Consider the following 22492-nt stretch of genomic DNA (forward strand, 5'->3'; position numbering starts at 1 on the left):
CGCCGTCGGTGTGCGGCCTGATTTGCTCCATTGTTGTCTGCGGGAATCACCCGCTGCCCGGCCGCTCGTCGGTGCGCTTCGCGCGGCGCGTTACGTGATGGCCGGTGTGGGCGCCGAGGTGCCGCACTGCCGCGCGGGCGCGCCGTTCGCGACGTAGTATGCAACGTTTGCCCGAGCGAGCGGCGGACGCTTGCGGATTCTGTCGGCGATTTTTTCGGCAATCATGATCGTCGGCGCGTTCAGATTGCCGGTCGTGATGATCGGCATGATCGACGCGTCGACGACTCGCAATCCGTCGATGCCATGCACCCGGCCTTCATCGTCGACGACTGCCATGTCGTCGAAACCCATCTTGCATGAGCATGACGGATGAAACGCGGTTTCCGCGCGAGCTCGCACGAATGCGTCGAGTTCGGCGTCGGTCTTCAGATCCGCGCCGGGGTTCAACTCACGGCCGCGATAGCGATCGAGTGCGGGTTGCCGCATGATCTCGCGCGTCGCGCGGATCGCGTCGCGGAACTCGCGCCAGTCGAGTGCTTCGGACATGTAGTTGAACAGAATGCTCGGATGGTCGTGCGGGTCGCGCGAGCGCAGCTTCACGCGGCCGCGGCTTGGTGAGCGCATCGAGCCGACGTGGGCCTGGAAGCCATGCATCTCGATTGCATTCGAGCCGTTGTAGTTGATTGCGACGGGTAGGAAGTGGTACTGAACATTCGGCCAGAGGTCGTCGTCGCGGGTGCGGATGAAGCCGCCCGCCTCGAAATGGTTGCTCGCGCCAAGGCCCGTGCCGGCCAGCATCCATTCGAGCCCGATCTTCGGCTGGTTATACCATTTGAGTGCGGGATACAGCGATACGGGTTCCTTGCACTCGTATTGGATGTACATCTCCAGGTGGTCCTGCAGATTGCGTCCGACGCCGGGCAGATCGAGTACGACCGGGATGTCCAGTTCGCGCAGCCATTCGCCGGGTCCGACGCCTGAGCGTTGCAGCAACTGCGGCGACGCGATCGCGCCGCTGCACACGAGCACTTCGCGGCGGGCGTGCGCGGTGACGCGCTCGCTGCCCCGCACGAACGTGACGCCCGTTGCGCGCTTGCCGGAAAACAGAATGCGATCGGCCATCGCATGCGTGACGATTTCTAGGTTCGGGCGCGCGCGGGCTTGATCGAGATAGCCGCGCGCGGTCGACGCGCGTCGGCCGCGGGGCGTGACCGTGCGGTCCATCGGCCCGAAACCTTCTTGCTGGTAGCCGTTGAGATCGTCGGTGCGAGGATAGCCGGCTTGCACGCCGGCCTCGACCATGGCCTCGAACAGCGGATTCACGCCGGGTTTGCTCGTCGTTACCGAAACAGGGCCGTCGCCGCCGTGATAGTCGTTCGGGCCCGCGTCGCGGCTTTCCGCTTTCTTGAAATACGGCAGGCAGTCGAGATATGTCCAGTTGGCGAGGCCCTTGTGCTGCTGTGCCCAGTTGTCATAGTCGAGTGCATTGCCGCGGATGTAGCACATCCCGTTGATCAGGGACGAGCCGCCGAGTCCCTTGCCGCGCCCGCACTCCATCCGGCGGTTGTTCATGTGCGGTTCGGGGTCCGTTTCGTATGCCCAGTTGTAACGGCGGCCCTGCAGCGGATAAGCGAGGGCCGCGGGCATCTGCGTGCGGAAATCGAAACGGTAGTCCGGGCCACCCGCTTCGAGCAGCAGCACACGGACTTCCGGATCTTCGGTCAGGCGCGTGGCGAGCACGTTGCCCGCCGAACCCGCGCCGCAAATGATGTAATCGAATTCGCGAGTCGTCATCGCAGCGGTTCTCCCAAATAGGATGCTTAGAACACCGGCTGATAGCGGCCGAGTTCGACCTGCACCGATTTGATCCGAGTGTAGTGCTCGAGCGTCGTGATGCCGTTTTCTCGCCCGACGCCGGATTGCTTGTAACCGCCAACCGGCATTTCGGCGGGCGATTCTCCCCACGTGTTGATCCAGCAGATGCCGGCTTCGAGGCGATGGATCGCACGATGCGCGCGCGACAGGTTCTCGGTGACGACGCCGGCGGCGAGCCCGTAGTCGGTCGCGTTCGCGCGTGCGATCGCTTCGTCCTCCGTATCGAATACGAGGATGCTCATTACCGGGCCGAAGATTTCCTCGCGGACGATCTTCATATCGTCGCGACAGCCGTCGAACACGGTTGGCGCGACGTACTGGCCGTTCGCGAAATGATCGTGCACGAGGCGCTCACCGCCCGCGAGCAGCTTCGCGCCTTCGGCCTTGCCGCTTTCGATGTAGCCGAGCACCTTGTCGAGTTGCGCGGCGCTGGCGAGCGGGCCGAAATTCGTATCGGGGTCCGAAGGTTTGCCGATGCGGATCCGCGCGACGCGCTCGAGCACGCGCGCGACGAAGGCATCCTTCACTGAGCGTTGGACGAAGACGCGCGTGCCGTTCGTGCATACCTGGCCTGCGCTGAAGAAGTTCGCGGTGACGGCGATGTCGGCTGCGCGGTCGAGGTCGGCGTCGTCGAATACGATGAGCGGTGACTTACCGCCGAGTTCCATCGTCACTTCCTTGAGCGACGACGCGCCTGCGATCGACATGACTTTCTTGCCGGTTTCGACACCGCCCGTAAACGACACCTTCGCGATTCCCGGATGCGCCGTGAGCAGCGCGCCAACCGTGCCGTCGCCTTGCACGACGTTGAACACGCCGGCGGGCACGCCTGCCTCGGTATAGATCTCGGCAAGCTGGAGCGCGGACAGCGGCGTGACTTCGCTCGGCTTGAAGATCATCGCGTTGCCGGCCGCGAGCGCGGGAGCGCTTTTCCAGCACGCGATCTGGATCGGATAATTCCATGCGCCGATGCCGCAGCACACGCCGAGCGGCTCGCGGCGCGTATAGACGAACGAGTCGGGGCGCAACGGCACTTGCAGCCCTTCGATCGCGGTCGCAAGGCCTGCGTAATACTCGATCACATCCGCGCCGGTGGCGATGTCGACGGCGCGCGTTTCCGCGATCGGCTTGCCGGTATCGCGCATTTCCAGCTCGGCAAGCACATCGTTGCGCTCGCGCAGCAACTCGACCGCGCGGCGCAGGATCCGTGAGCGCTGCATCGCGCTCATCGCCGCCCATTCGCGCTGGCCTTCGTGTGCGGAGGCGACCGCGCGGTCGATGTCGTCGGCGCTCGCTTGTTGAACCGTCGCGAGCAGTGCGCCCGTCGCGGGATCGAGCGTGTCGAACGTCTTGCCGCTAGTGGCATCGGCATAGGCGCCGGCGATGTAAAGGCGTTGCAGACCGAATACGGCCATGTGGATCTCCTTGTACGGGATAGGGCGAATGCGCGTCGCGTCAGGGGGCCGACGCGAGCAGCAGGTCGATGTAATCGTTGGCGAGCGCGAGCGCCGCCTGGGTGTCGAATGGTCCGCCCGCGAGCGCGCCGCGCAGCCACAGGCCATCGATCAACGCCGCCAGGCCGCTGGCCGCTTCGCGGGCGCGCAGGCGCGGCAGCGCCAGCGCGAACGCTGCGCACAGATTCGAATAGAGCCGCCTCGTGTTGACGCGTTGCAGGCGCTTCAGCGCCGGCTCGTGCATGCTTTGCGACCAGAATGCGAGCCAGGTCTTCATCGCCGGCGCGTTGATCTGCGTGTCGTCGAAATTCGCTGCGGCGATCGCGCGCAGGCGTTCGCGTGGCGTGCTTGGCGCGGCGGCGCGGTGGCAGGCGGCAGCCGCGCGCAGATCGCCCAGCACCCGGCGCATCGTTGCTTCGAGCAACCCGTCCTTGTCGCCGAAGTAGTGGCTGACGATGCCGGTCGAGATGTTCGCGCGCTGTGCGACGGACGCGAGCGTCGTGCCGGGCAGGCCGACCTCGTCGATCGAGCGCAGCGTCGCATCGATCAATTGCGCGCGACGAATCTCGCGCATTCCAAGTTTCGGCATCGTGTGTCTCAGTGCACCGGGTTGGAAGGAGATCGTGAGGATATCTTTTTTTTATTGAGCGATCAATCAATAAAAAAATAAAAAGGGGATGATCACGTCTCTGGCGTGCGGCTGAGGGTGGAGTGGGTGGCTGTTGTGCGGCGCGGGTGGGTGGCGGCGGCGCGGCGTGAGCGCGTGGTGGTGCGAACGAAAGGAAAAGGAAGGAATGCTGAGAATGTTTAAAACGTTTTAATCGAGTGCTCACCATTACTTATTATCTAAACGGTAATTTAGATACGACTTATTGATCGGCCGATGAGTGGTAATGGATTGGTGGTCGGATATTGAGGTGTCGGATTGGATGTAAGTTTGCACTTGGCCGGGTAGCGTCTGAAATAAAGTGAGTCCGGGGTGGCTGGCAAAAATATGTAAGGTGGAGTTGGGTATTTTTTAAGTCCTATGTGCTTGATTTTTATGGGGCCTCGTGGAGCGAGCCGCGGGCGTAGGGTGTGGCGGGTGCGTTCGGGAGCCAGGCTGCATGAGGGTTCGCTATAGCACAGCCAATATTTCGTGGTGATGAATGAGTTAAGTTTGAAGGGGAATTAGAGGGCGCTGTTCAATGTTGGCTGGAACACATTCGGTGAATTTTTGAAGAAAGTTAGCAAAAGTAGTTGAGGCAGCAATATTTGGCGTATTAATATCACACACATAAAAACGCCAGCGGCCGCGTAATTGCCGGCGAGTACGTTGGAATCGGGGTGCGATTGGCCGAAATCAGAAGGGGCGTCATGCGAGACAAAGGGACTGGAGACCGCGAGCCGATGATGAAGGCAGGACTGGGCTCGGCGGGAAGCATGGTCTGCGATGGTGGTAGGCAGGGGGGGTAAGCAGGCGTGTTCAGTTCCATCGGACGGGTAACCCATGCGGCATTGGGCGTGACCAAGGTCGCGTGCGGATGGCGTGGGGTTACATGAAAGCGCCCTGGAGAGGGGGCGCACTAACAGTTCAATTGTCGAGCAGATGCGGGAGAAACTCGATGGCTATCGAAAAACAGGTCGTAGCGCTGCCGAGCGGATTGAAGGTCCATGTCGAACGTCACGTGTTCGACCCATCTTTTGAAACGGTCATTCTCGTCAACGGAGCGCTGGCGACGACCGCGTCGTTTGGCCAGACGATCCGTTATCTGGGTGAGCGCCTGAATGCGGTGTGTTTCGATTTGCCTTACGCGGGCCAGTCGCGGCAGCACAATCCGAACGAATTCATCCTGACGAAGGACGACGAGGTCGATATTCTGCTGTATCTCGTCGACCGGTTCGCGCCGAGCTATCTGCTGTCGGTGTCATGGGGCGGCGTCGCGTCGCTGTTCGCGTTGGCGCGCGGCTGCGCGAGCGTGCGGCGGGCGGTGATCGCGTCGTTCTCGCCGTTCCTGAACGACGCGATGGTCGACTACGTGACCCGGGCGCGCGATCATATCGCTGCGGGCGAGAACCTGAAGGCCGCGCAATTGCTGAACGATACAGTCGGATGCAATTTGCCGCGGATCATGAAGCTCTATAACTACCGCTATCTGACGAAGCTGCCGAAGAGCGAGCAGAATCAGGTTGCGTTCCACGTGGACCAGATTCTGTCGATGCAGCCGGAGCAGTATTTGCCGTCATTTCGCAATATCAACTGTCACGTGCGATTCATCAACGGCGAGCTGGACGAATACACGACGGCGGCGGACGTGCGGCGGCTGGGCGAGTACATTCGCAGGGCGGATTTTCAGGCGATCCGGCAGGCAGGCCATTTCCTGGATCTCGAGGGGCGGCAGCAGCAGGAGCAGATGCGCAACGCGATGCTCGGTTTCTTCTGCGCGGAACGCGGGGCTGACGACGCGACCGAACCGTTCAGCCGGCAGGCGAATCTCGTCCATGGCGAACTGCCCGCGATGTCGTGATTCGTCGGGCAGACGTTTCCCTCTCCTTCGTCGATAAAGGCTGACAACCGTGAACATCGTTCAAACCCTCGCCATCATCGTGCCGTGGCTCCTATGGCTCGCCTACTGGATCGCAACGTCGAAGGCCGTCAAGAAGACGGCGCGCACGGAGACGTCGATCGCACGCAAGCTTCAGTCGTATCCACTGATCGTCGGGGGCGCGTTGATCGTGCTGCCTGATCTGTCCGCAAGCGCGCTCGTTCCTGACTGGTCGCATATCGGCCCGCTCCAGTATGCGGGCCTGGCGGTTTCAATCGCCGGTTTGCTGTTCTCGGTTTGGGCGCGCGTGCATCTGGGCACCAACTGGAGCGTGTCGGTTACGCTGAAGGAAGGACATGAACTCATCCGTAGCGGCCCTTACGCACTCGTTCGGCATCCGATCTATACCGGCTGCCTGCTGGCGCTCGTCGGCGACGTGATGATCGGCGGCGTGTGGCGCGGCGTGCTCGGCATCGTGCTGATCTTCGCGTCGCTCGCCTACAAGGTGCGCGTCGAGGAAAGCTGGCTGTCCGGGTACTTCGGCAACGCCTATGCACAGTATCGCCGTGAAGTGGCGGCGCTGATCCCCGGCCTTTACTGATCTCTCGCCGGACGTTCGTCATGGCGAAGATGGTGATTACCGCTATCGGCTCGGCCGGAGACATCCATCCGATGCTCGGGATCGGTCGCGCGCTCGGCGCGCGCGGCCATCACGTCGTGTTCTGCACGCATCCGCAGTTCGAAGCCGACGCGCGGCATTGCGGCTTCGAATTCGCGCCGGTCGGCACTGCCGACGAATACGCACGCGCGATGGCGGACCCGGCGCTTTGGAATCCGCGCACGTCGTTCAAGACGCTGTGGCGCGTGATCGCGCCGAGCATGCAGCCGCACTTCGATACGTTGCGTGCATTCACCGATCGCGACACGGTGCTGATCGGCACGCTTTGGGCGTTTTCCGCCCGGATGATGCAAGAGCGGTACGGTACGCCGTATGTGTCAGTGCAGATCTCGCCGTCGACGCTGTTGTCCGCGCACGCGCCGCCGACGCACAAGCGCCTGACGATCCCGCGCCGCATGCCGCTCGTCCTGAAAGCGGGGCTGATGACGCTGATCGAGCGGCAGGTGCTCGATAAGGTGTGCGGCCCGCAGCTCAATGCGTTGCGCGCGTCGCTCGGCCTTGCGCCGGCCAAGCGTATTCTCGGCCGCTGGCTGCATTCGACGGACGGCGTGCTGTGCTTGTTTCCGGACTGGTTCGCGGCGCCCCAGCCGGATTGGCCCGCCAATCACCTGCAAAGCGGTTTCCCGCTCTTCAACGATGCAGGCGAGCGCAACGCCGATCCGGAACTCGACGAATTCGTCGCGGCAGGCGAGCCACCCGTCGTGTTCACCGCGGGCTCGACGCTTGTCGATGCGCTCGAGTATGCGCGTGCGGTTGCCGAAGCAGTGCACGCGACGGGCGTGCGAGGGTTGCTGCTGACGCCCGATGTGGAGCGCGTTGCGCGCGACGCGGTATCGGCTGGCCTGCTCGTGCGCCGCTACGTGCCGCTGCGCACGTTGCTGCCGCGCTGTCGCGCGCTCGTTCATCACGGCGGTATCGGCACTGCATCGCTTGCATATGAAGCGGGTATTGCACAGGTCGTTACGCCGTTCGCGCACGATCAATTCGACAATGCGCAGCGCGTTGCCGACAGCGGCTGCGGGTTGCGCGTCGACGCGCCGGTGCGCGGCGTGGCACTTGCCGATGCATTGGCGCGGGTGCTTGGGAACGCGTCGATTGCGAAGCGCTGCGCGCAGGCCCGCGAGCGGATTCTGGCCGCGCCGGACGGTTGTGTCGAAGCGGCGCGGTTCATCGAGCGTTTCGTACCTGCCGCCGGCGGCGTGGGTGCGCGGCTCGCGCCCGCGCCCGCGGTTGTCGGCGCACCGATGGCGCGAGGCGTATGAGTACCGCTCCGGTGTTGCCGGCCGAGGCTGCGGCGCCTTCGGCGAACCGTGGTTTGCGGCTCGTGCTGCTGACGTTCGCGCTGTCGCTCGCGACCTTCATCGAAGTGCTCGATTCGACCGTCACGAACGTCGCGGTGCCTGCGATTTCGGGCAGTCTCGGTGTGTCGAACAGCCAGGGTACGTGGGTGATCAGCTCATATTCCGTCGCCGCGGCAATCGCAGTGCCGCTGACAGGCTGGTTCGCGCGGCGCGTCGGCGAGGCGCGCTTGTTCGTTGCGGCGGTGATCCTGTTCACGTTGACATCGCTGCTTTGCGCGTTCGCAACCGACATACGGATGCTGGTCGTCTGCCGCGCGCTGCAAGGATTGTTCTCCGGGCCGATGGTGCCGCTGTCGCAGACCATTCTGTTGCGCAGCTTCCCGCCCGAGCGGCGCACGCTCGCGCTTGCGCTATGGGCGATGACCGTGCTGCTCGCGCCGATCTTCGGGCCGGTGGTGGGCGGCTGGATCATCGATAACTTTTCGTGGCCCTGGATCTTCCTGATCAATCTGCCGATCGGCGTGTTCTCATTTGCCGTCTGCACGACGTTGCTGAACCAGGAGCCGGGCGACAAGGCGGCAGGTCGGGTCGATGTCGTCGGTATTGTGCTGCTAATGGTCGGCGTCGGTTCGCTGCAGGCCGTGCTCGATCTCGGTCATGACCGAGGCTGGTTCGATTCCACGCTGATCACGACGCTTGCGATCGTCGCGGTGCTGTCGCTTGGGTCGTTACTGATCTGGGAGGCGGGCGAGGCCCATCCCGTCGTCGATCTGAGCCTGTTTCGAGATCGCACGTTTTCGTTCTGCGTACTGATCATTTCGCTTGGGATGATGAGTTTTTCCGTCGTCGGCGTGGTATTTCCGCTGTGGCTTCAGGCCGTGATGGGCTATACGGCATTCCATGCGGGGCTGGCGACCGCGCCCCTCGGCATCCTTGCACTCGTGTTTTCGATTCTCGTCGGCATCTATGCGAACCGCTTTGACGCACGCGTGCTCGTGACGTTCGGCTTTCTCGTGTTCGCGGGCGTGCTGTGGTGGGATGCGCATTTCACGCTGACAATGACATTCACGCAGATCATCACGCCGGGCCTGATCCAGGGGATTGGCCTGCCGTGCTTCTTCATTCCGCTGACGGCGGCGACGTTGTCTCGAATTCCCGACGACAAACTTGCGGCGGCTTCAAGCCTGTCGAACTTCCTTCGGACGCTGTCGGCGGCATTCGGCACGGCGATGAGCGTGACGCTCTGGGACAACCGTGCGACCTATCATTACGATATCGTGTCGCAGGCGGTCAACCAGGCATCGGGCAACACGCAGCGTTTTGTCGGGACGCTCCATGCGATGGGATTCGACGGTGCGCGGGAGTTGAGCGTGCTGCATCAAGTCGTGATGCAGCAGGCCTATATGATGGCCACGGGCGACATGTTCTTCATCGCATGCGTCACGTGCTTGGTGCTTGCCGCGATGATGTGGCTGACGCGCCCGAAACGCGGCGCCGCTGCCGCGTTCGGGCATTGACGGGGAGCCGCGATGAAACTCGGGGCGCTGGTCATTCTTTATCATCCGACTGCCGATCATCTGGCGCGTATCGCGACGATTCGGAGCGAGTGCGACGCGCTCGTCGTCGTCGACAATACTCCGCAGCCCGATCGGGAGGCGCGCGCACTGGCTGAGCGAGACGGTATCACGCTATTGCATCACGGCAATCGTGGCGGCATCGCCGGCGGGTTCAACGTGGGGCTTGAGGCGTTGTTTCCGGACGTCGATGCGGTTGCGTTGTTCGATCAGGACTCGACGTTGCCGGATCGATATTTCCCGATGATGCGCGAGATCGGCTCGGGGCTCGCGCCGCGACCGTTCATCGTCGGTCCGCGTATTTTCGACGAGAACGGGCAATGCTTCCTGCCCGAACTGATGACGAACGGCGTGACGGTGCGCCGCGTGCGGTTGGAGCCGGGCGGCGAGATGCAGCGCTGTGCGTTTCTGATCTCGTCGGGAAGCGTGGTGTCTCGAGAAGCGTTCCAGTTGCTCGGGCGCTTCGACGAGTCGCTCGTCATCGATCACGTCGATACCGAATACTGCTTTCGCGCGCTCGCGAGCAATGTACCGCTTTACGTGGTGCCGTCGCTCGTGCTGTCGCACAGGATCGGCGTGCGGCAGCGGCACCGGATCGGGCCGTTCGAATTCACGTCGATGAACCATCCGTGGTATCGCCGCTATTACAGCGCGCGCAATGCGGTGCGGCTCGGCATTCAATATGGCATGCGTTTTCCCGTGGCGATCGTGCCGAATTTGCTGACCGTCTGGCAAATCGTGCAGATCATGTTGTACGAGCACGATAAGCGGACGAAGCTGAAGGGTATTCTGCTGGGCGTCGCTGACGGATTGCTGGGGCGGCTCGGCGCGCTTGAGGATGTGCGGCCGCAGTGGACGGCGCGTGTCGCGCGGCGCAGAGCAGCGCGTCACGGATGACAAGGTTGACGAGGAGGCGGTCGAATATGGTTTTGCGCGCTTGGGCCGGGGTGGTCGCGCTCTCGTTCGTACTCGCCGGCTGCGTGCCGTCGGGTTTTCACACGTCGCTCACGCCGCGCGCGAGCGCGAGCGACGCGCTCGCGCATACCGCGCCCGGCTCGCCCGACGGCGAGTGGCCTGCGCCCGACTGGGTCGCGCGGCTCGGCGATCCGCAGCTTGACGCGCTCGTGGCCGACGCGCTGCGCGACAACCCCGATCTACAGGCGGCGCGCGCGCGAATCGACATTGCGCAGGCACAGTTGCAGCAATTCTCGTCGTTGACGGGATTGACGGGCACCAGCGCGCTGTCCGTCAGCAAGGCGCGCATGCCGCAATCCGACGACGTCGCCAACGTATCGGTTCAAGGCTATCAAGTGCCGGTGCAGTTGTTCGGCGATCCGGTGGTGTCGCCGTCGTCGTTGTTCGTCGCGCTTCATTACCAGCTCGACTTATGGGGCAGCAACGCGGCCGCGACGCGCGGGCTGGTGTCGATGCGCGACGCGGTGCGCATCGATGCGCAGCAGGCGCGGCTCTCGCTGACGGTTGCTCTCGTCACGCTGTATTGCCAGCTCGACCAAGCGTATGCGACGCGCGATTTACTCAATGAGAAGCTTGCCGCGAGCGAGCAAGTCGACGCAGTGCTGCGCGAACGTGCGGCGCGCGGCATCGATAACGCATACGACGCGAACGACGCGACGCTCAAGCGCAACCGGCTGCGCGCGCAGGTACAGCTCAACGACGAGCGCTTGCAATTGACCGAACTGCAGCTCGGCGCGCTGTCGGGGCGCGGGCCCGAGGCCGGGCTGTCGCTGAAGCGGCCGCATCTCGCGCCGCTGGCCGATGCACCGCTGCCGCCGCGACTGTCGCTGGACCTGATGGGCCGCCGGCCCGACATCGTCGCGGCGCGGTTGCGCGTCGAAGCCGCTTATGCGAATCTTGATTCGACACGCGCGCAGTTCTACCCGGATGTGAATCTCGCCGCATTCGGCGGGCTGTTCGCGCTGACGCCGGCCGGGCTGTTTTCGAGGAAGGCGCTCGCGGGTTCGATCGGCCCGGCGATCTCGCTGCCGATCTTCGATCGCGCGAGGCTCAAGGCGAAGCTCGGCGAGGACGCCGGCCGCGCGGATGTCGCGATCGCGCTGTACAACAAGACGGTCGACGATGCGCTCGGTCAGGTCGCGCAGCAGATGACGTCGCTGCGCTCGGTCGATGCGCTTCTCGCGCATCAGGCGCAATCGGTCGACGCGGCTGCGAAGATCGCCTCGATTGCCGCGCAGCGGCACCGGCGCGGCCTGATGATGATGCGCGACGTGAATCTCGCGCGGCTTTCGCTGATCGACGAGCGCATGCAGCTCGTCGAGTTGCGCGCGCGTCGGCGCACGTTGCGCGTCGGGTTGATCGGCGCACTTGGCGGAGGCTTCGACGCGGGCCCGGACGCGGCCGCGCCGCCGACGCCCGGCCGGCGCCAGCCGCCTGCCGGGAAGAGCCGGCACGATGGCGCTGGCACGCCGTCCACCTTGTCTCAACAACACGCTCGTCCGAACGATACAAGACTCGACTGAATGCACGCCGATAACCACGTTCACCAAGATCCGATCGTCGCCCAGCGCGAAGCTGAAGCGCTCGAGAAAAAGCGCGCAACGCGCCGGCGCCGTTTCGCGATATTTTTTGGCCTCGTCGCGCTGATCGCGATCGGCGCGGGCGCGCACTGGTTTCTCAGCGCGCGCTTCAACGAAGAAACCGACGATGCATATGTCGCCGGCAACGTCGTGCAGATCGCCGCGCAGACGGCGGGCACGGTCACCGACATCCTCGTGGCCGATACGCAGCAGGTCAAGGCCGGTCAGACGCTCGTGAAGCTCGACGACACCGAGGCATCGGCTTCGTTCGAGCAGGCGCGCGCGCAACTCGCGCAAGCGGTGCGGCAGGTGACGAACACGCGTGTTTCGATGGGCATGTACGAGCAGACGGTCAAGGCGCGCGAAGCCGATCTGAAGCTGGCGCAGCAGGCATACGCGGCGCGTGCCGGCGCGTCGGTCGAAGTGGTCGCGCCGGAGGAGTTGGCACGGGCGAAATCGGCGCTTGCGGGCGCGCAGGCGGCGCTTGCCGGTGCGCAGGCGCAGCTCGATGCGGCGCGCACGTTCGGCCCCGAGCGTCCGGTCGACCAGGCGCCGAGCGTGCAGCAGGCGGCCGCGCAATTCAAGCTCGCGTTTCGCAACCTGAAGCGCACGACGATCATATCGCCCGTCGACGGAACGGTCGGGCAGCGTTCGGTGCAGATCGGCCAGCAGGTGGGGCCCGGTGTGCCACTGATGTCTGTCGTGCAGTTGCGGAAGGTCTGGGTCGACGCGAACTTCAAGGAAGGGCAGCTTCGGCATATGCGGGTGGGGCAGCCGGTGCGACTGGTCTCGGATCTGTACGGCTCGCAAATCGTGTATCGCGGGCGGGTGGAAGGTTTTTCCGCGGGAACGGGAAGTGCGTTCTCGATGCTGCCGTCGCAGAACGCGGCGGGAAATTGGATCAAGGTCGTGCAGCGGGTGCCGGTGGTGATCTCGCTCGATCCGGCCCAGCTCGCCGCGCATCCGTTGCGTGTCGGGCTGTCGATGCAGGTGACGGTCGATACGCGGGAACGCGGCGGCCACTTGCTGGACAGCGACGCACCGCTGCCGGCGCTTGGCACGCGCGTGCACGACAGTTACGCGAGCGAGGCGGACGCGGCGGCCGACGCGGTGATTCGGGAAAACAGCGGGCGGCGCTAAATCGGGTGGCGGGCCGCACGTGCTGTGTCGCAAGCGCGTTTGCGCTGCATGCGCAGCCGAGGATCGAGCCGGTGCGCACCGATGATGCGCCAAGCGCGTCGGATAACGAAACATTCGCGGCGATGCGGTGCACCGTTGGGTTTGATTGGAGGATTCGGCTATGGGCAGCCGTTTCTGTGGAGCGTTGATCGGAAAATTGCGCTACCGGCGTTTCCGGGCGATCGCGACGGGGTTGCCCGCAGACGATCGCACGCCACGGCTTCGATCGCCGTTTGAGCGCTCGGCCGCGGCCACCGATCTTTGCGCAGCCGGACCGTCTCTTCCGCCTGTTCGGCCGCAAGCGGCCTATTTAGGCCGCTGCGTATGCGGGGCGATTCGCGACGTTATTTCTATCGTTTGATCGTTGTCCGTTCTTTTGAAATGAAAAATAATTAGTTCGACTTTTTCGGCGTCTCTCTCATAGTGGGTGCCTGATGGCTATAGACGGCATCAGGTCGTCAAGCCTGCCCCATATTTAGCGCGCCACGCGCGATATTCCGAAGGAGACGCCATGACGGTCGAACTCGACGAACGCACCACTCATCCAATACTCGAAGCCGCACGCGAAGCCGCTCGCGAGGCGGGATTGCCTTATGCAGGCGGTGTATCGCCGCAGGACGCATGGGCGCTCGTCACGGCCGGCAGCGCATTGCTCGTCGACGTGCGCACGGCCGAAGAGCGCGCGTTTGTCGGCCACGTGCCGGACAGCCTGCACGTGCCCTGGGCCACCGGCACGAGCCTGACGCGCAATCCGCGCTTCGTGCGCGAACTCGAGGCGAAAGCAGGCGGTAAGGATACGGTCGTGTTGCTACTGTGCCGCAGCGGCAATCGCTCGGCGCAGGCCGCCGAGGCTGCCGCGAAGGCGGGCTTCTCGCAGGTTTTCAATGTGCTCGAAGGCTTCGAGGGCGACCTCGACGGCGCCGGCCATCGCGGTGCAATCAACGGTTGGCGCCTGCACGGTTTGCCGTGGCAACAAAGCTGATGCACGGGTGCGTGCGCAGGCACTGACGAGAATCAATCGCAATGCAGGTGAACTGCATATATAGACTGAGGGGCGGCAACCGTGGCGGTATTCGATATCGACGACATCGTTCAATCGCTTCAGACAGTGCGCCAACGCTGGCGCGAAGTGCAGCGGCGTTCACTGGAACCCGGCGGGCGCGAGTTTCCGGCGCGCGAGGCGCTCGCGGATATCGTCGACGCATTGAAAGGCGTGCTGTTTCCGATGCGGCTGGGCCCCCCCGAACTTCGTCAGGAAAGCGAAAACTTCTATATCAGCCATGCGCTCGACGATGCGCTGCACGCGCTTCTTGCGCAGGCGCGGCTTGAGCTGCGCTACAGGGCTCGGCACGATACTGCGCCGCCGGCCGACGCCGCGCTCGACGCGAATGCCGCAACCGCGGTGCGCGCATTCGCCGCCCGGCTGCCGGAGATTCGCGCGCTGCTCGATTCCGACGTGCTCGCCGCGTTTCATGGCGATCCGGCGGCAGGCAGCGTGGACGAGGTGTTGCTCTGCTATCCCGGCGTGCTCGCGATGATCCATCATCGGCTTGCCCATGCCCTGTACCGCCTCGGGCTGCCGTTGCTCGCGCGCATCGTCGCCGAGCATGCGCATGCGCAGACCGGCATCGACATTCATCCGGGGGCGCAGATCGGCGCCGGATTCTTCATCGATCACGGCACGGGTGTCGTGATCGGCGAAACCGCGATCATCGGCGAGCGCGTGCGTGTCTATCAAGCGGTGACGCTCGGCGCGAAGCGTTTTCCACGCGATGCGGCCGGCCATCTCGAGAAAGGGCTCGCGCGCCATCCGATCGTCGAGGACGATGTCGTCATTTATGCGGGCGCGACGATTCTCGGCCGCGTCACGATCGGCAAGGGCGCGGTGATCGGCGGCAACGTCTGGATCACGCAGGACGTCGCACCTGGCAGCCATGTCACGCAGGCCGTTACACGCAACGATCCAGCGCGGCCGGCCGATGCCTCGCTGCCGTCACCGCAGGCGCAAGGCGCGGGCGGCGCGGCGCTGTCGTCGGCCGGAGTGCTGTGATGACCGCGCTCGTTCAACGCTTTGGTGCGGCGATTCGCGCGTTGCGCGAATCGCGCGCGTGGTCGCAGGAGCAACTCGCCGAGCACGCGGGGCTGAATCGTTCGTATGTCGGCGAAATCGAGCGCGGCACCGCGATTGCGTCCATCGTTACCGTCGACAAGCTTGCGCGCGCGTTCGATGTGCCGATCGCGCACCTGTTGCCGCCCGCCGTCGAAATGTCCGATCAACCGCCGCCTGGCCTCGGTGCGTCGGGCACATCGAGCCGGCGTTGTGCCGATCCGAGCTGAATTTTCAGCGTCGAGTTCCGATTCCAATCGTTGAATGTTGACGGCTATAGCATGTTGAGCCGCCCAAATCACGTCTCGATAATGCAAATGCATTCTCGTGATAAGCATTTCTTTTTTTGTTCTAAGAAATCCGGAGTTACCTATGTCGACGACCGTGGGCGCCCAGACGGCGCTCGGCGACAACGCAGCACGGCAACTCGCCAATGCCACCAAGACTGTTCCGCAGCTTTCCACGATTACGCCGCGTTGGCTGACGCATTTGCTGCAATGGGTGCCGGTCGAGGCCGGTATTTACCGGCTCAATCAGGTGAAGAATCCCGAAGCCGTGCGCGCCGCCTGCACCGCGCGCGAGGACGAAGGCACGCTGCCGACCACATTCGTGCCTTACGAGGAAGAGCCGCGCGAATATTTTCTGAATGCCGTGAGCACGGTGCTCGACGTGCATACGCGGATTTCGGATCTCTACAGCAGTCCGCACGATCAGATCAAGGAACAGCTTCGTCTGACGATCGAAACGATCAAGGAGTTGCAGGAAAGCCAGCTCATCAACAATCCGGACTACGGACTCCTTGCGAACGTCGCTGAAGAGCAGCGCGTGTTTCCGCTGACGGGCGCGCCCACGCCCGACGATCTGGACGAACTGCTGACGAAGGTATGGAAGGAGCCCGCGTTCTTTCTCACGCATCCGCTCGCGATTGCCGCGTTCGGCCGTGAGTGCACGCGGCGCGGCGTGCCGCCGCCGACCGTCAGTCTGTTCGGCTCGCAATTCCTCACCTGGCGCGGCATTCCGCTGATTCCGTCGGATAAGGTGCCGGTGGCCGATGGCAAGACCAAGATTCTGCTGCTGCGCGTGGGCGACAAGCGTCAGGGCGTCGTCGGCCTCTACCAGCCGGGCGTCGCGGGTGAGCAGGGGCCGGGGCTGTCGGTCCGCTTCATGGGGATCAACAATCAGGCGATCGCGTCGTATCTGATTTCGCTTTATTGTTCGCTTGCCGTCCATTCGCCGGATGCGCTGGCTGTCCTCGATGACGTGGAGATCGGCAAGTACCATGACTATCCGGACACCTACCGTTAATCCGGCGGCGAGCGCCGCCACCGCCACGCCGGCCGCGCGTGGGTCCTTGCCTGCGGCTGGCGTGCCGAACGCGGCGGTGCCGCCGTCCGATGTGGCCGTGCCCACGGCGACTTTGCCCGCGGGATTGCCCGATCCGGCCGTGCTTGCCCGGCTCGCGTCGGAGTTCTTGTCGGCGTTGCCGGGACAAGCCGCCGCGCCGGACGTGAGCGCAGGCAGCGGCGCGGTGGGCGGCGTGCCGTCGGCGCTGCCGGCCGCCGCGCCGATCATCGCTTCAGTATCGAACCCCGCGCCGCCGGGTTCGCCATTCGCTGGCCCCGGCGGCAGTGGAACCGGCGTGCCGGGCGTTGGCGTGCCGCAGGGCAAGGTGCCGGGCGCGAATCTCGCGCCCGCTCCGACGCATGTGCTGTCGCTTGGCAACCGCGCGCCCGCGCTTGTGCCGCACGCGGCCGCGCAGAACGGCCTGCCGGACAACGTGGTGTCGGTTGCGCCGGCGTTGGAGCCGCGGGTCGGCGGCGTTGCGCTTGGCGTGCCGCCGGTGGACGGGGCTGCCGCGCAGCCGGCGCTCGCGCACGAAGCGCCGCCCGTCGCTGCGTCGCCATATTACTTCGTCGGTGATGCGTTGCACGGTTGGCATCGCGATGCGCAGCAAATCGGCGTGCCGCAGCAGGGTATTGCGTCGCCGCAGGCTTTCGGCTTGCCGGACGAGAGCGAGTTGCGCGAACTGCTGTGGATTCGTCGTCCTGATGCCGGGCTGCACGATGCCTCGCCGCGCTATTTCATTGACGACGCACGGGCGGGCAACCCACACGCGCCCGCCCCGGGCATTGCGCAGGACAACGTACTGCGCGGCGCTCATCCGCCGTTCGACGTCAACGCAATCCGCCGCGATTTCCCGATTCTGGCCGAGCGCGTGAATGGCAAGCCGCTGATCTGGTTCGACAACGCCGCGACGACGCATAAGCCGCAGTCGGTGATCGATCGCCTCGCCTATTTCTATGCGCATGAGAATTCGAATATCCATCGCGCCGCGCATACGCTCGCGGGCCGCGCGACCGATGCTTACGAACATGCGCGCGAAACGGTGCGGCGCTTCATCGGCGCCGCGTCGCCCGACGAAATCGTGTTCGTCCGCGGCACGACTGAAGCGATCAACCTGATCGCGAAGACGTGGGGTGTGCAGAACGTAGGAGAAGGCGACGAGATCGTCGTGTCGCATCTCGAACATCACGCGAACATCGTGCCGTGGCAGCAGCTCGCCGCGCTGAAAGGGGCGAAGCTGCGCGTGATCCCGGTCGACGATTCCGGCCAAGTGCTGCTCGACGAGTATCGCAAGCTGCTCAGCGACCGGACCAAGATCGTGTCGGTGACGCAGGTGTCGAATGCGCTCGGCACGGTCGTGCCTGTGCGGGAGATCATCGAGCTTGCGCATCGCGCGGGCGCAAAGGCGTTGGTCGACGGCGCGCAATCGATCTCGCACATGCGCGTGGACGTGCAGGCGCTCGACGCCGATTTTTTCGTGTTTTCCGGCCATAAGATTTACGGACCGACGGGTATCGGCGCGGTGTACGGCAAGCGCGCGCTGCTCGACGCGATGCCGCCGTGGCAAGGCGGCGGCAACATGATTGCCGACGTGACCTTCGAGCGTACCGTGTTCCAGCCGCCGCCGAACCGTTTCGAAGCCGGCACGGGCAATATTGCCGATGCGGTCGGGCTTGGTGCGGCGCTCGATTATGTGTCGCGGATCGGCATCGAGAACATCGCGCGTTATGAGCACGATCTGCTTGCCTATGCGACGAGCGTGCTCGCGCCGGTGCCGGGCGTGCGGCTCATCGGCACCGCGCGCGACAAGGCGAGCGTATTGTCACTCGTGCTGAAGGGTTACGAGACAGAGGAGGTCGGACAGGCGCTGAACGAAGAGGGCATTGCCGTGCGCTCCGGACATCACTGCGCGCAACCGATCCTGCGGCGTTTTGGGCTCGAGGCGACGGTGCGGCCCTCGCTCGCGTTCTACAACACGTGTGACGAAGTCGATGTGATGGTCGACGTGATACGGCGGCTCGCCGCCCGGCGCGCGTAGGCGGTGCAGCCGCAGAGCGGTTTGACTTGACGCGCTGCATGCGCGAGCGGCGGGCAACGGCGCCCGCCGCTCGCGTTTGGTTTATCCAGTCAGAACGCTGTTCCGCCTGGCGCGATATCGCCGATAAATTGCGCTGCATCGAAGTGCTGCAAGAGCCCATATCCTTGCGCCCAATCGTCTAACTGGCTGTCGGCGTTCAGATGCCCGCGTGCCCCGGCGTCGACGAAAGCGCTGCCCCATTTATTTGCGTGGTAACGCGCATAGTCGATGGTTGCGTAGACATCGTCATTGCTTGCGACCACGATGCTGCGAAAGGGCAGCCTCGTGAGCGGTACGGGCGAAAACCCCGTGCAGAAGGCGCGAGGAAAAGCGGGTGCAGACGGATCGGGAACTGCCACGAGCAATGCGCCGCGGATCGCAACCGCATGCTGCGCGGCCCAGTGCGCGAGTGCGAGGCAACCGAGACTATGGGCGACGATGATCGTATCGGGGCCAAGCGCCTCGATTTCGCGATGGATTGCCCTCACCCATTCGTCGCACACGGCGTGCTGCCAATCGTCGACCTTCATGCGGCGCCAGTGCCCTGGCTTCGTGACTTCCCAGATGCTCTGCCAGTGCGTCGCTCCCGAGTTGCCGTGACCGGGCACGTTCAATACGCGGCGGTTCATGCGCGATTCTCCTGAATGAGCATTGAGTGTAAAAGCGGTTCGTCTTCGCCGGAACAGTTAAGCTAATGAAATCGACGCTGGCGGGCATGGAAACCACGGAAATGACGGGTACGCACGAATGAAACCTAAGCAGGTCGAACTGGATCGGCTCGATTGGCGCATCATCGAGGCACTGCAAGCTCACGCGCGTATGACCAATACTGAACTGGGCAAGCGGATCGGACTGTCGCAACCGGCAGTCAGCGCCCGGATCAAACGACTGGAGGAACAGGGCGTAATCGAAGGCTATTCGGCGAGGATCAACGCGGCGCTGGTAGGGCGCGACATTTCAGCGTTGATCCGGATACGGACGAGCCATGCGCAGATTGCGAAGTGCCTGAAGGTATTCGCGACGATGCCGGAGGTTGTCGATGCGCATCGCATCACCGGCGAGGATTGCTTCGTTGTGCGTGTGGCAGTCCAGCGAATGAACCAACTGGAGGCGGTTATCGATGCACTGGCGAAATTCGGCCCGGTGACTACTTCGATGATTCTTGCAAGCTATCCACCTAAGGCGATCGGCGAGCCGAAATGAGACGATTCACGCCTCTTTCTCGGCCTGTTGGCGGTATTGGTTTAGACCGATTTGAGAGAGACATCGCGCGTCGAAGCGCCGCTTTTACCGATGCGAAGCATGTCTTGTTGTCAGACTTGTGCCAATGAGCAGCGCATTCGATATGCGTGAAAATCGGCTTGGAGGTGTCGAGCACACGAGCTTTGCCAATATCGGTCAGGTGATTGTGTTTCGTCTGATTATGAAGGGAGCGTCGATCTTCTTGTCGGTGCGATTGTTCGGTGGTGAAGAAGCGTATAAGGGCTGCAAATTGGCGTTTGAAATATTCGCACCCATGCTGGAAAGAATGCGCGGTTTTGAGCATTCTATGATTTAAGCTGCATCTTGCCGCGTCCCCGCCCCTGATGAATGATATTCTGCCTGCTGAGGCGCGTTACGTATTCCACGACGGAGCGATGGCGTATGCGCGACGTATCCGCAGAGAAACGGAATTGTGCCGCTGTAACATAGCAGTCGCGTCTGCTTGTTGCATTGGAGCGATCGTGCGTCTATTGTGTTTGCGCATGGTGTTGACGGAATGCGCAATCGTATTGACCTGATTCAGTCCTTAACGGTGGCGTAAGATCATCTGGATTATATGATTTATTTGTTTTTGTTTTATGGGTTTTGTGGGAAATAGATATTGATTGTTTGGCGGTGATTTGATTGTATTTAATTTATAAAATTAAAATATAAGTGAGGCGTGCATTTATTCGGTAAATATTTGTCGGGCATGAATCTCGCGGATTGGGGGCGATATTGGTAAAAACTTATATGACCGGCGCGGACGCATTGACGGTGCTGTCTCGACGGACGTTGCGCCGCGCGTTTGCGTTCACCGCTGGACTGGCGGCAGTGGCCGGACTGGCTGTCGGTCTGGCATTGGGTAGCCGGTTCTTGCCTTCCGTTCCTCCGGTTGCCGGATCTGCCGATGGCGCGATGCAGCGCTATATGGCATCGGAACTCGGCCAGCTCAGTGCATCGCTCAACCAGATCGAACCGCGCATGCAAAGGCTCATGGTCGAGGTTGATCGGTTGCGGGATTTCGACGAACACCTGCATCGCGCATTTTCAGCCCGTCCCGGCACCGGCGCCCGGAAGCAAGCAGGGCCTTTGGGCGGGGAAGGCGGTCCTGAACGGCCGCCTCAGGTCTGCACTGCGCGGTCTAACAGCGTTACGGCGCTCGCCAAGCAAACTCAGTGTGTGCTGCAAACGCTTGCCGCGCTCGAAGCGGAACTCGGTCACGACCAGGTCGCGTTGGCGACTTATCCAGGTCGCTTGCCCACGCTGGCGGCCAAGTTCGGTTCACCGTTCGGCAATCGGGTCGATCCGTTTACGCATCATTTGGCATTCCACCCCGGCCTTGATCTTGTCGCGTCCGCGGGCACGGCAATTCTCGCCACTGCCGCCGGACGCGTGAGTTTCTCCGGAGAGAAGCCCGGTTATGGCAAGGTTGTCGAGATCGATCACGGCCACGGTATTGTTACCCGTTATGCCCACGCATCGCGCTTGCTCGTACACGCAGGTCAACCCGTGTTGCCGGGCGACGTGATTGCCGAGGTGGGTTCGACCGGCCGCTCCACGGGGCCGCATCTTCATTTTGAGGTGTTGCGCGATGGTATGCCGACTGATCCCGAAATGTATTTGACGCTCTTCGATCATCATGCACCCGGTTGATTTGGTTTCCTTACGATCGCTGCAGCGCCGGCGCGCGCAGCAGAGGTATCGCGTGAGGCCGGTTCGCTCGCCAAGCGTGCTGCTCGCCATCATGTTCGGTTTTTGCGTGGTATGCGCGGCGGCGGGAGGCGCGGTTGCGCGGTTCGTTTGGCCGTTGCCTGCCGCATCTTGTCCGGCAATACCGCCTGGCGATGTGCTGCAAGCCGAACTCGTGCGTGCGCAGTTGGCCCTCACGCAGGAGCGTGCGTCAAAAGCAACCATCCAGCATCTGGCCGATGCGTCGGCCGCTGAACTGGCACATCTGAAGAACGATCTTCGTGTGCTGCGTAGTGTAGCCAGGCCGCGTGATGCATCGGCGCGACGATGATGGCGAGGGGCTTTGGCATTTCCAACGGAGATAATCATGTTTGGCAAAAATAAATCGATCAATTCGATCTCGACCAAGATCACGACGCTGATTTCCAGTGATGTGCAGATCGTCGGGGATGTGGAGTTTGGTGAAGGATTACGAATTGATGGCCGCATTACCGGCCATGTAGTCAGCAGACCGGGTAGCCAGACGCTGCTGGTGGTGAGCGACCAGGGGACGATCGACGGTAACGTACACGGCTACGACGTGGTGGTGAACGGTACGATCAACGGAGATGTGACGGCTGAGCACTTCGTGGAGTTGCAGCCGCAAGCCCGTATTACGGGCAATATTGCATACCAACAGTTGCGAATGGATTGCGGCGCCGCCGTGGACGGCAAGCTGACGCGGCGCGAGAACACGCCGGGGATGGATGCGGGGCAGCCGGCACGGCTGTTACAGGCCATTGCGGCGAGCGATAGCGAGGGTCCGAGCCACGAGGCGCGGCGGATGGCGGACGAACTCCGCGTTTGATCAGGTTGCAGCGACTTCGGATACTGCGGTAAATCGTGTTC

The 22492-nt window shown here is 63.2% G+C and carries 21 protein-coding genes; 17 read left to right on the plus strand and 4 right to left on the minus strand.

Annotation, left to right across the window (positions count from 1 at the left end; genetic code table 11):
* Positions 1 to 90: 90 nt before the first annotated feature.
* Genes betA through betI form a run of 3 tightly spaced genes read right to left on the minus strand, consistent with a single transcriptional unit; the run spans position 91 to position 3918 of the window.
* The gene (gene betA / locus BSIN_RS08900) at positions 91 to 1794 is read right to left on the minus strand and encodes a choline dehydrogenase (RefSeq protein WP_059520263.1); all 1704 of its coding nucleotides are present in this window, start codon (positions 1792 to 1794) and stop codon (positions 91 to 93) included.
* A 26-nt stretch (positions 1795 to 1820) separates the two neighbouring features.
* Positions 1821 to 3290, minus strand: a complete 1470-nt coding sequence (betB, locus tag BSIN_RS08905; RefSeq protein WP_089340208.1) for a betaine-aldehyde dehydrogenase — start codon at positions 3288 to 3290, stop codon at positions 1821 to 1823.
* Positions 3291 to 3330: 40 nt separating this feature from the next.
* On the minus strand, positions 3331 to 3918 hold the full coding sequence (gene betI / locus BSIN_RS08910) for a transcriptional regulator BetI (protein ID WP_089340209.1): 588 nt from the start codon (positions 3916 to 3918) through the stop codon (positions 3331 to 3333).
* Between the two features lie 1015 nt (positions 3919 to 4933).
* Between betI and BSIN_RS08915 the strand changes: the two genes are divergently transcribed.
* From BSIN_RS08915 to BSIN_RS08970, 12 genes are all read left to right on the plus strand, one after another.
* Positions 4934 to 5836: an alpha/beta fold hydrolase gene (locus BSIN_RS08915; protein WP_089340210.1), complete on the plus strand. Its 903-nt coding sequence runs from the start codon at positions 4934 to 4936 to the stop codon at positions 5834 to 5836.
* Between the two features lie 49 nt (positions 5837 to 5885).
* Positions 5886 to 6455 carry a methyltransferase family protein gene (locus BSIN_RS08920; protein WP_069235996.1) on the plus strand — a complete coding sequence of 190 codons (570 nt, stop codon included), beginning with the start codon at positions 5886 to 5888 and terminating at the stop codon, positions 6453 to 6455.
* 20 nt (positions 6456 to 6475) lie between these two features.
* A complete protein-coding gene (locus BSIN_RS08925) occupies positions 6476 to 7795 on the plus strand; it encodes a glycosyltransferase (RefSeq protein ID WP_089340211.1) in 1320 nt (439 codons plus the stop codon).
* Positions 7792 to 9351: a DHA2 family efflux MFS transporter permease subunit gene (locus BSIN_RS08930; RefSeq protein ID WP_089340212.1), complete on the plus strand. Its 1560-nt coding sequence runs from the start codon at positions 7792 to 7794 to the stop codon at positions 9349 to 9351. Before BSIN_RS08925 ends, BSIN_RS08930 begins: the two co-directional genes overlap by 4 nt.
* A gap of 12 nt (positions 9352 to 9363) precedes the next feature.
* Entirely contained in the window at positions 9364 to 10305 is a 942-nt protein-coding gene (locus BSIN_RS08935; protein ID WP_089340213.1) for a glycosyltransferase family 2 protein, read from the plus strand.
* Positions 10306 to 10331: 26 nt separating this feature from the next.
* A complete protein-coding gene (locus BSIN_RS08940) occupies positions 10332 to 11906 on the plus strand; it encodes an efflux transporter outer membrane subunit (protein WP_256583706.1) in 1575 nt (524 codons plus the stop codon).
* Positions 11907 to 13103, plus strand: a complete 1197-nt coding sequence (locus BSIN_RS08945) for an HlyD family secretion protein (RefSeq protein ID WP_089340214.1) — start codon at positions 11907 to 11909, stop codon at positions 13101 to 13103. It abuts the gene before it with no gap.
* A gap of 550 nt (positions 13104 to 13653) precedes the next feature.
* Complete coding sequence (locus tag BSIN_RS08950; RefSeq protein WP_059520272.1) at positions 13654 to 14124, plus strand: rhodanese-like domain-containing protein; 471 nt, start codon at positions 13654 to 13656, stop codon at positions 14122 to 14124.
* Between the two features lie 81 nt (positions 14125 to 14205).
* Complete coding sequence (epsC, locus tag BSIN_RS08955) at positions 14206 to 15192, plus strand: serine O-acetyltransferase EpsC (RefSeq protein ID WP_059520273.1); 987 nt, start codon at positions 14206 to 14208, stop codon at positions 15190 to 15192.
* A complete protein-coding gene (locus tag BSIN_RS08960) occupies positions 15192 to 15479 on the plus strand; it encodes a helix-turn-helix domain-containing protein (protein ID WP_059520274.1) in 288 nt (95 codons plus the stop codon). The genes epsC and BSIN_RS08960 overlap by 1 nt, the downstream gene beginning before the upstream one ends.
* A gap of 142 nt (positions 15480 to 15621) precedes the next feature.
* On the plus strand, positions 15622 to 16554 hold the full coding sequence (locus BSIN_RS08965) for a family 2A encapsulin nanocompartment shell protein (RefSeq protein ID WP_059520275.1): 933 nt from the start codon (positions 15622 to 15624) through the stop codon (positions 16552 to 16554).
* Positions 16529 to 18631: a family 2A encapsulin nanocompartment cargo protein cysteine desulfurase gene (locus BSIN_RS08970; protein WP_089340215.1), complete on the plus strand. Its 2103-nt coding sequence runs from the start codon at positions 16529 to 16531 to the stop codon at positions 18629 to 18631. The genes BSIN_RS08965 and BSIN_RS08970 overlap by 26 nt, the downstream gene beginning before the upstream one ends.
* A gap of 89 nt (positions 18632 to 18720) precedes the next feature.
* Here BSIN_RS08970 and BSIN_RS08975 read toward each other — a convergent pair whose 3' ends face one another.
* Positions 18721 to 19299 carry an RBBP9/YdeN family alpha/beta hydrolase gene (locus BSIN_RS08975; protein WP_089340216.1) on the minus strand — a complete coding sequence of 193 codons (579 nt, stop codon included), beginning with the start codon at positions 19297 to 19299 and terminating at the stop codon, positions 18721 to 18723.
* A 118-nt stretch (positions 19300 to 19417) separates the two neighbouring features.
* Between BSIN_RS08975 and BSIN_RS08980 the strand changes: the two genes are divergently transcribed.
* The 5 genes from BSIN_RS08980 to BSIN_RS08995 all read left to right on the plus strand — a co-directional run bounded on the left by BSIN_RS08980 (position 19418) and on the right by BSIN_RS08995 (position 22451).
* A complete protein-coding gene (locus tag BSIN_RS08980; protein WP_059520277.1) occupies positions 19418 to 19873 on the plus strand; it encodes an Lrp/AsnC family transcriptional regulator in 456 nt (151 codons plus the stop codon).
* Between the two features lie 124 nt (positions 19874 to 19997).
* The gene (locus BSIN_RS08985; RefSeq protein WP_143757387.1) at positions 19998 to 20228 is read left to right on the plus strand and encodes a hypothetical protein; all 231 of its coding nucleotides are present in this window, start codon (positions 19998 to 20000) and stop codon (positions 20226 to 20228) included.
* A 437-nt stretch (positions 20229 to 20665) separates the two neighbouring features.
* A complete protein-coding gene (locus tag BSIN_RS08990) occupies positions 20666 to 21568 on the plus strand; it encodes a M23 family metallopeptidase (RefSeq protein ID WP_089340218.1) in 903 nt (300 codons plus the stop codon).
* 52 nt (positions 21569 to 21620) lie between these two features.
* Positions 21621 to 21935 (plus strand): hypothetical protein, encoded by a 315-nt coding sequence (locus BSIN_RS25795; RefSeq protein WP_159935908.1) that lies wholly within the window; start codon positions 21621 to 21623, stop codon positions 21933 to 21935.
* Between the two features lie 36 nt (positions 21936 to 21971).
* Positions 21972 to 22451, plus strand: a complete 480-nt coding sequence (locus BSIN_RS08995; protein WP_089340219.1) for a bactofilin family protein — start codon at positions 21972 to 21974, stop codon at positions 22449 to 22451.
* The last annotated feature ends 41 nt before the right edge of the window (positions 22452 to 22492 follow it).

It is taken from the genome of Burkholderia singularis (assembly GCF_900176645.1).
Lineage (GTDB): Bacteria > Pseudomonadota > Gammaproteobacteria > Burkholderiales > Burkholderiaceae > Burkholderia > Burkholderia singularis.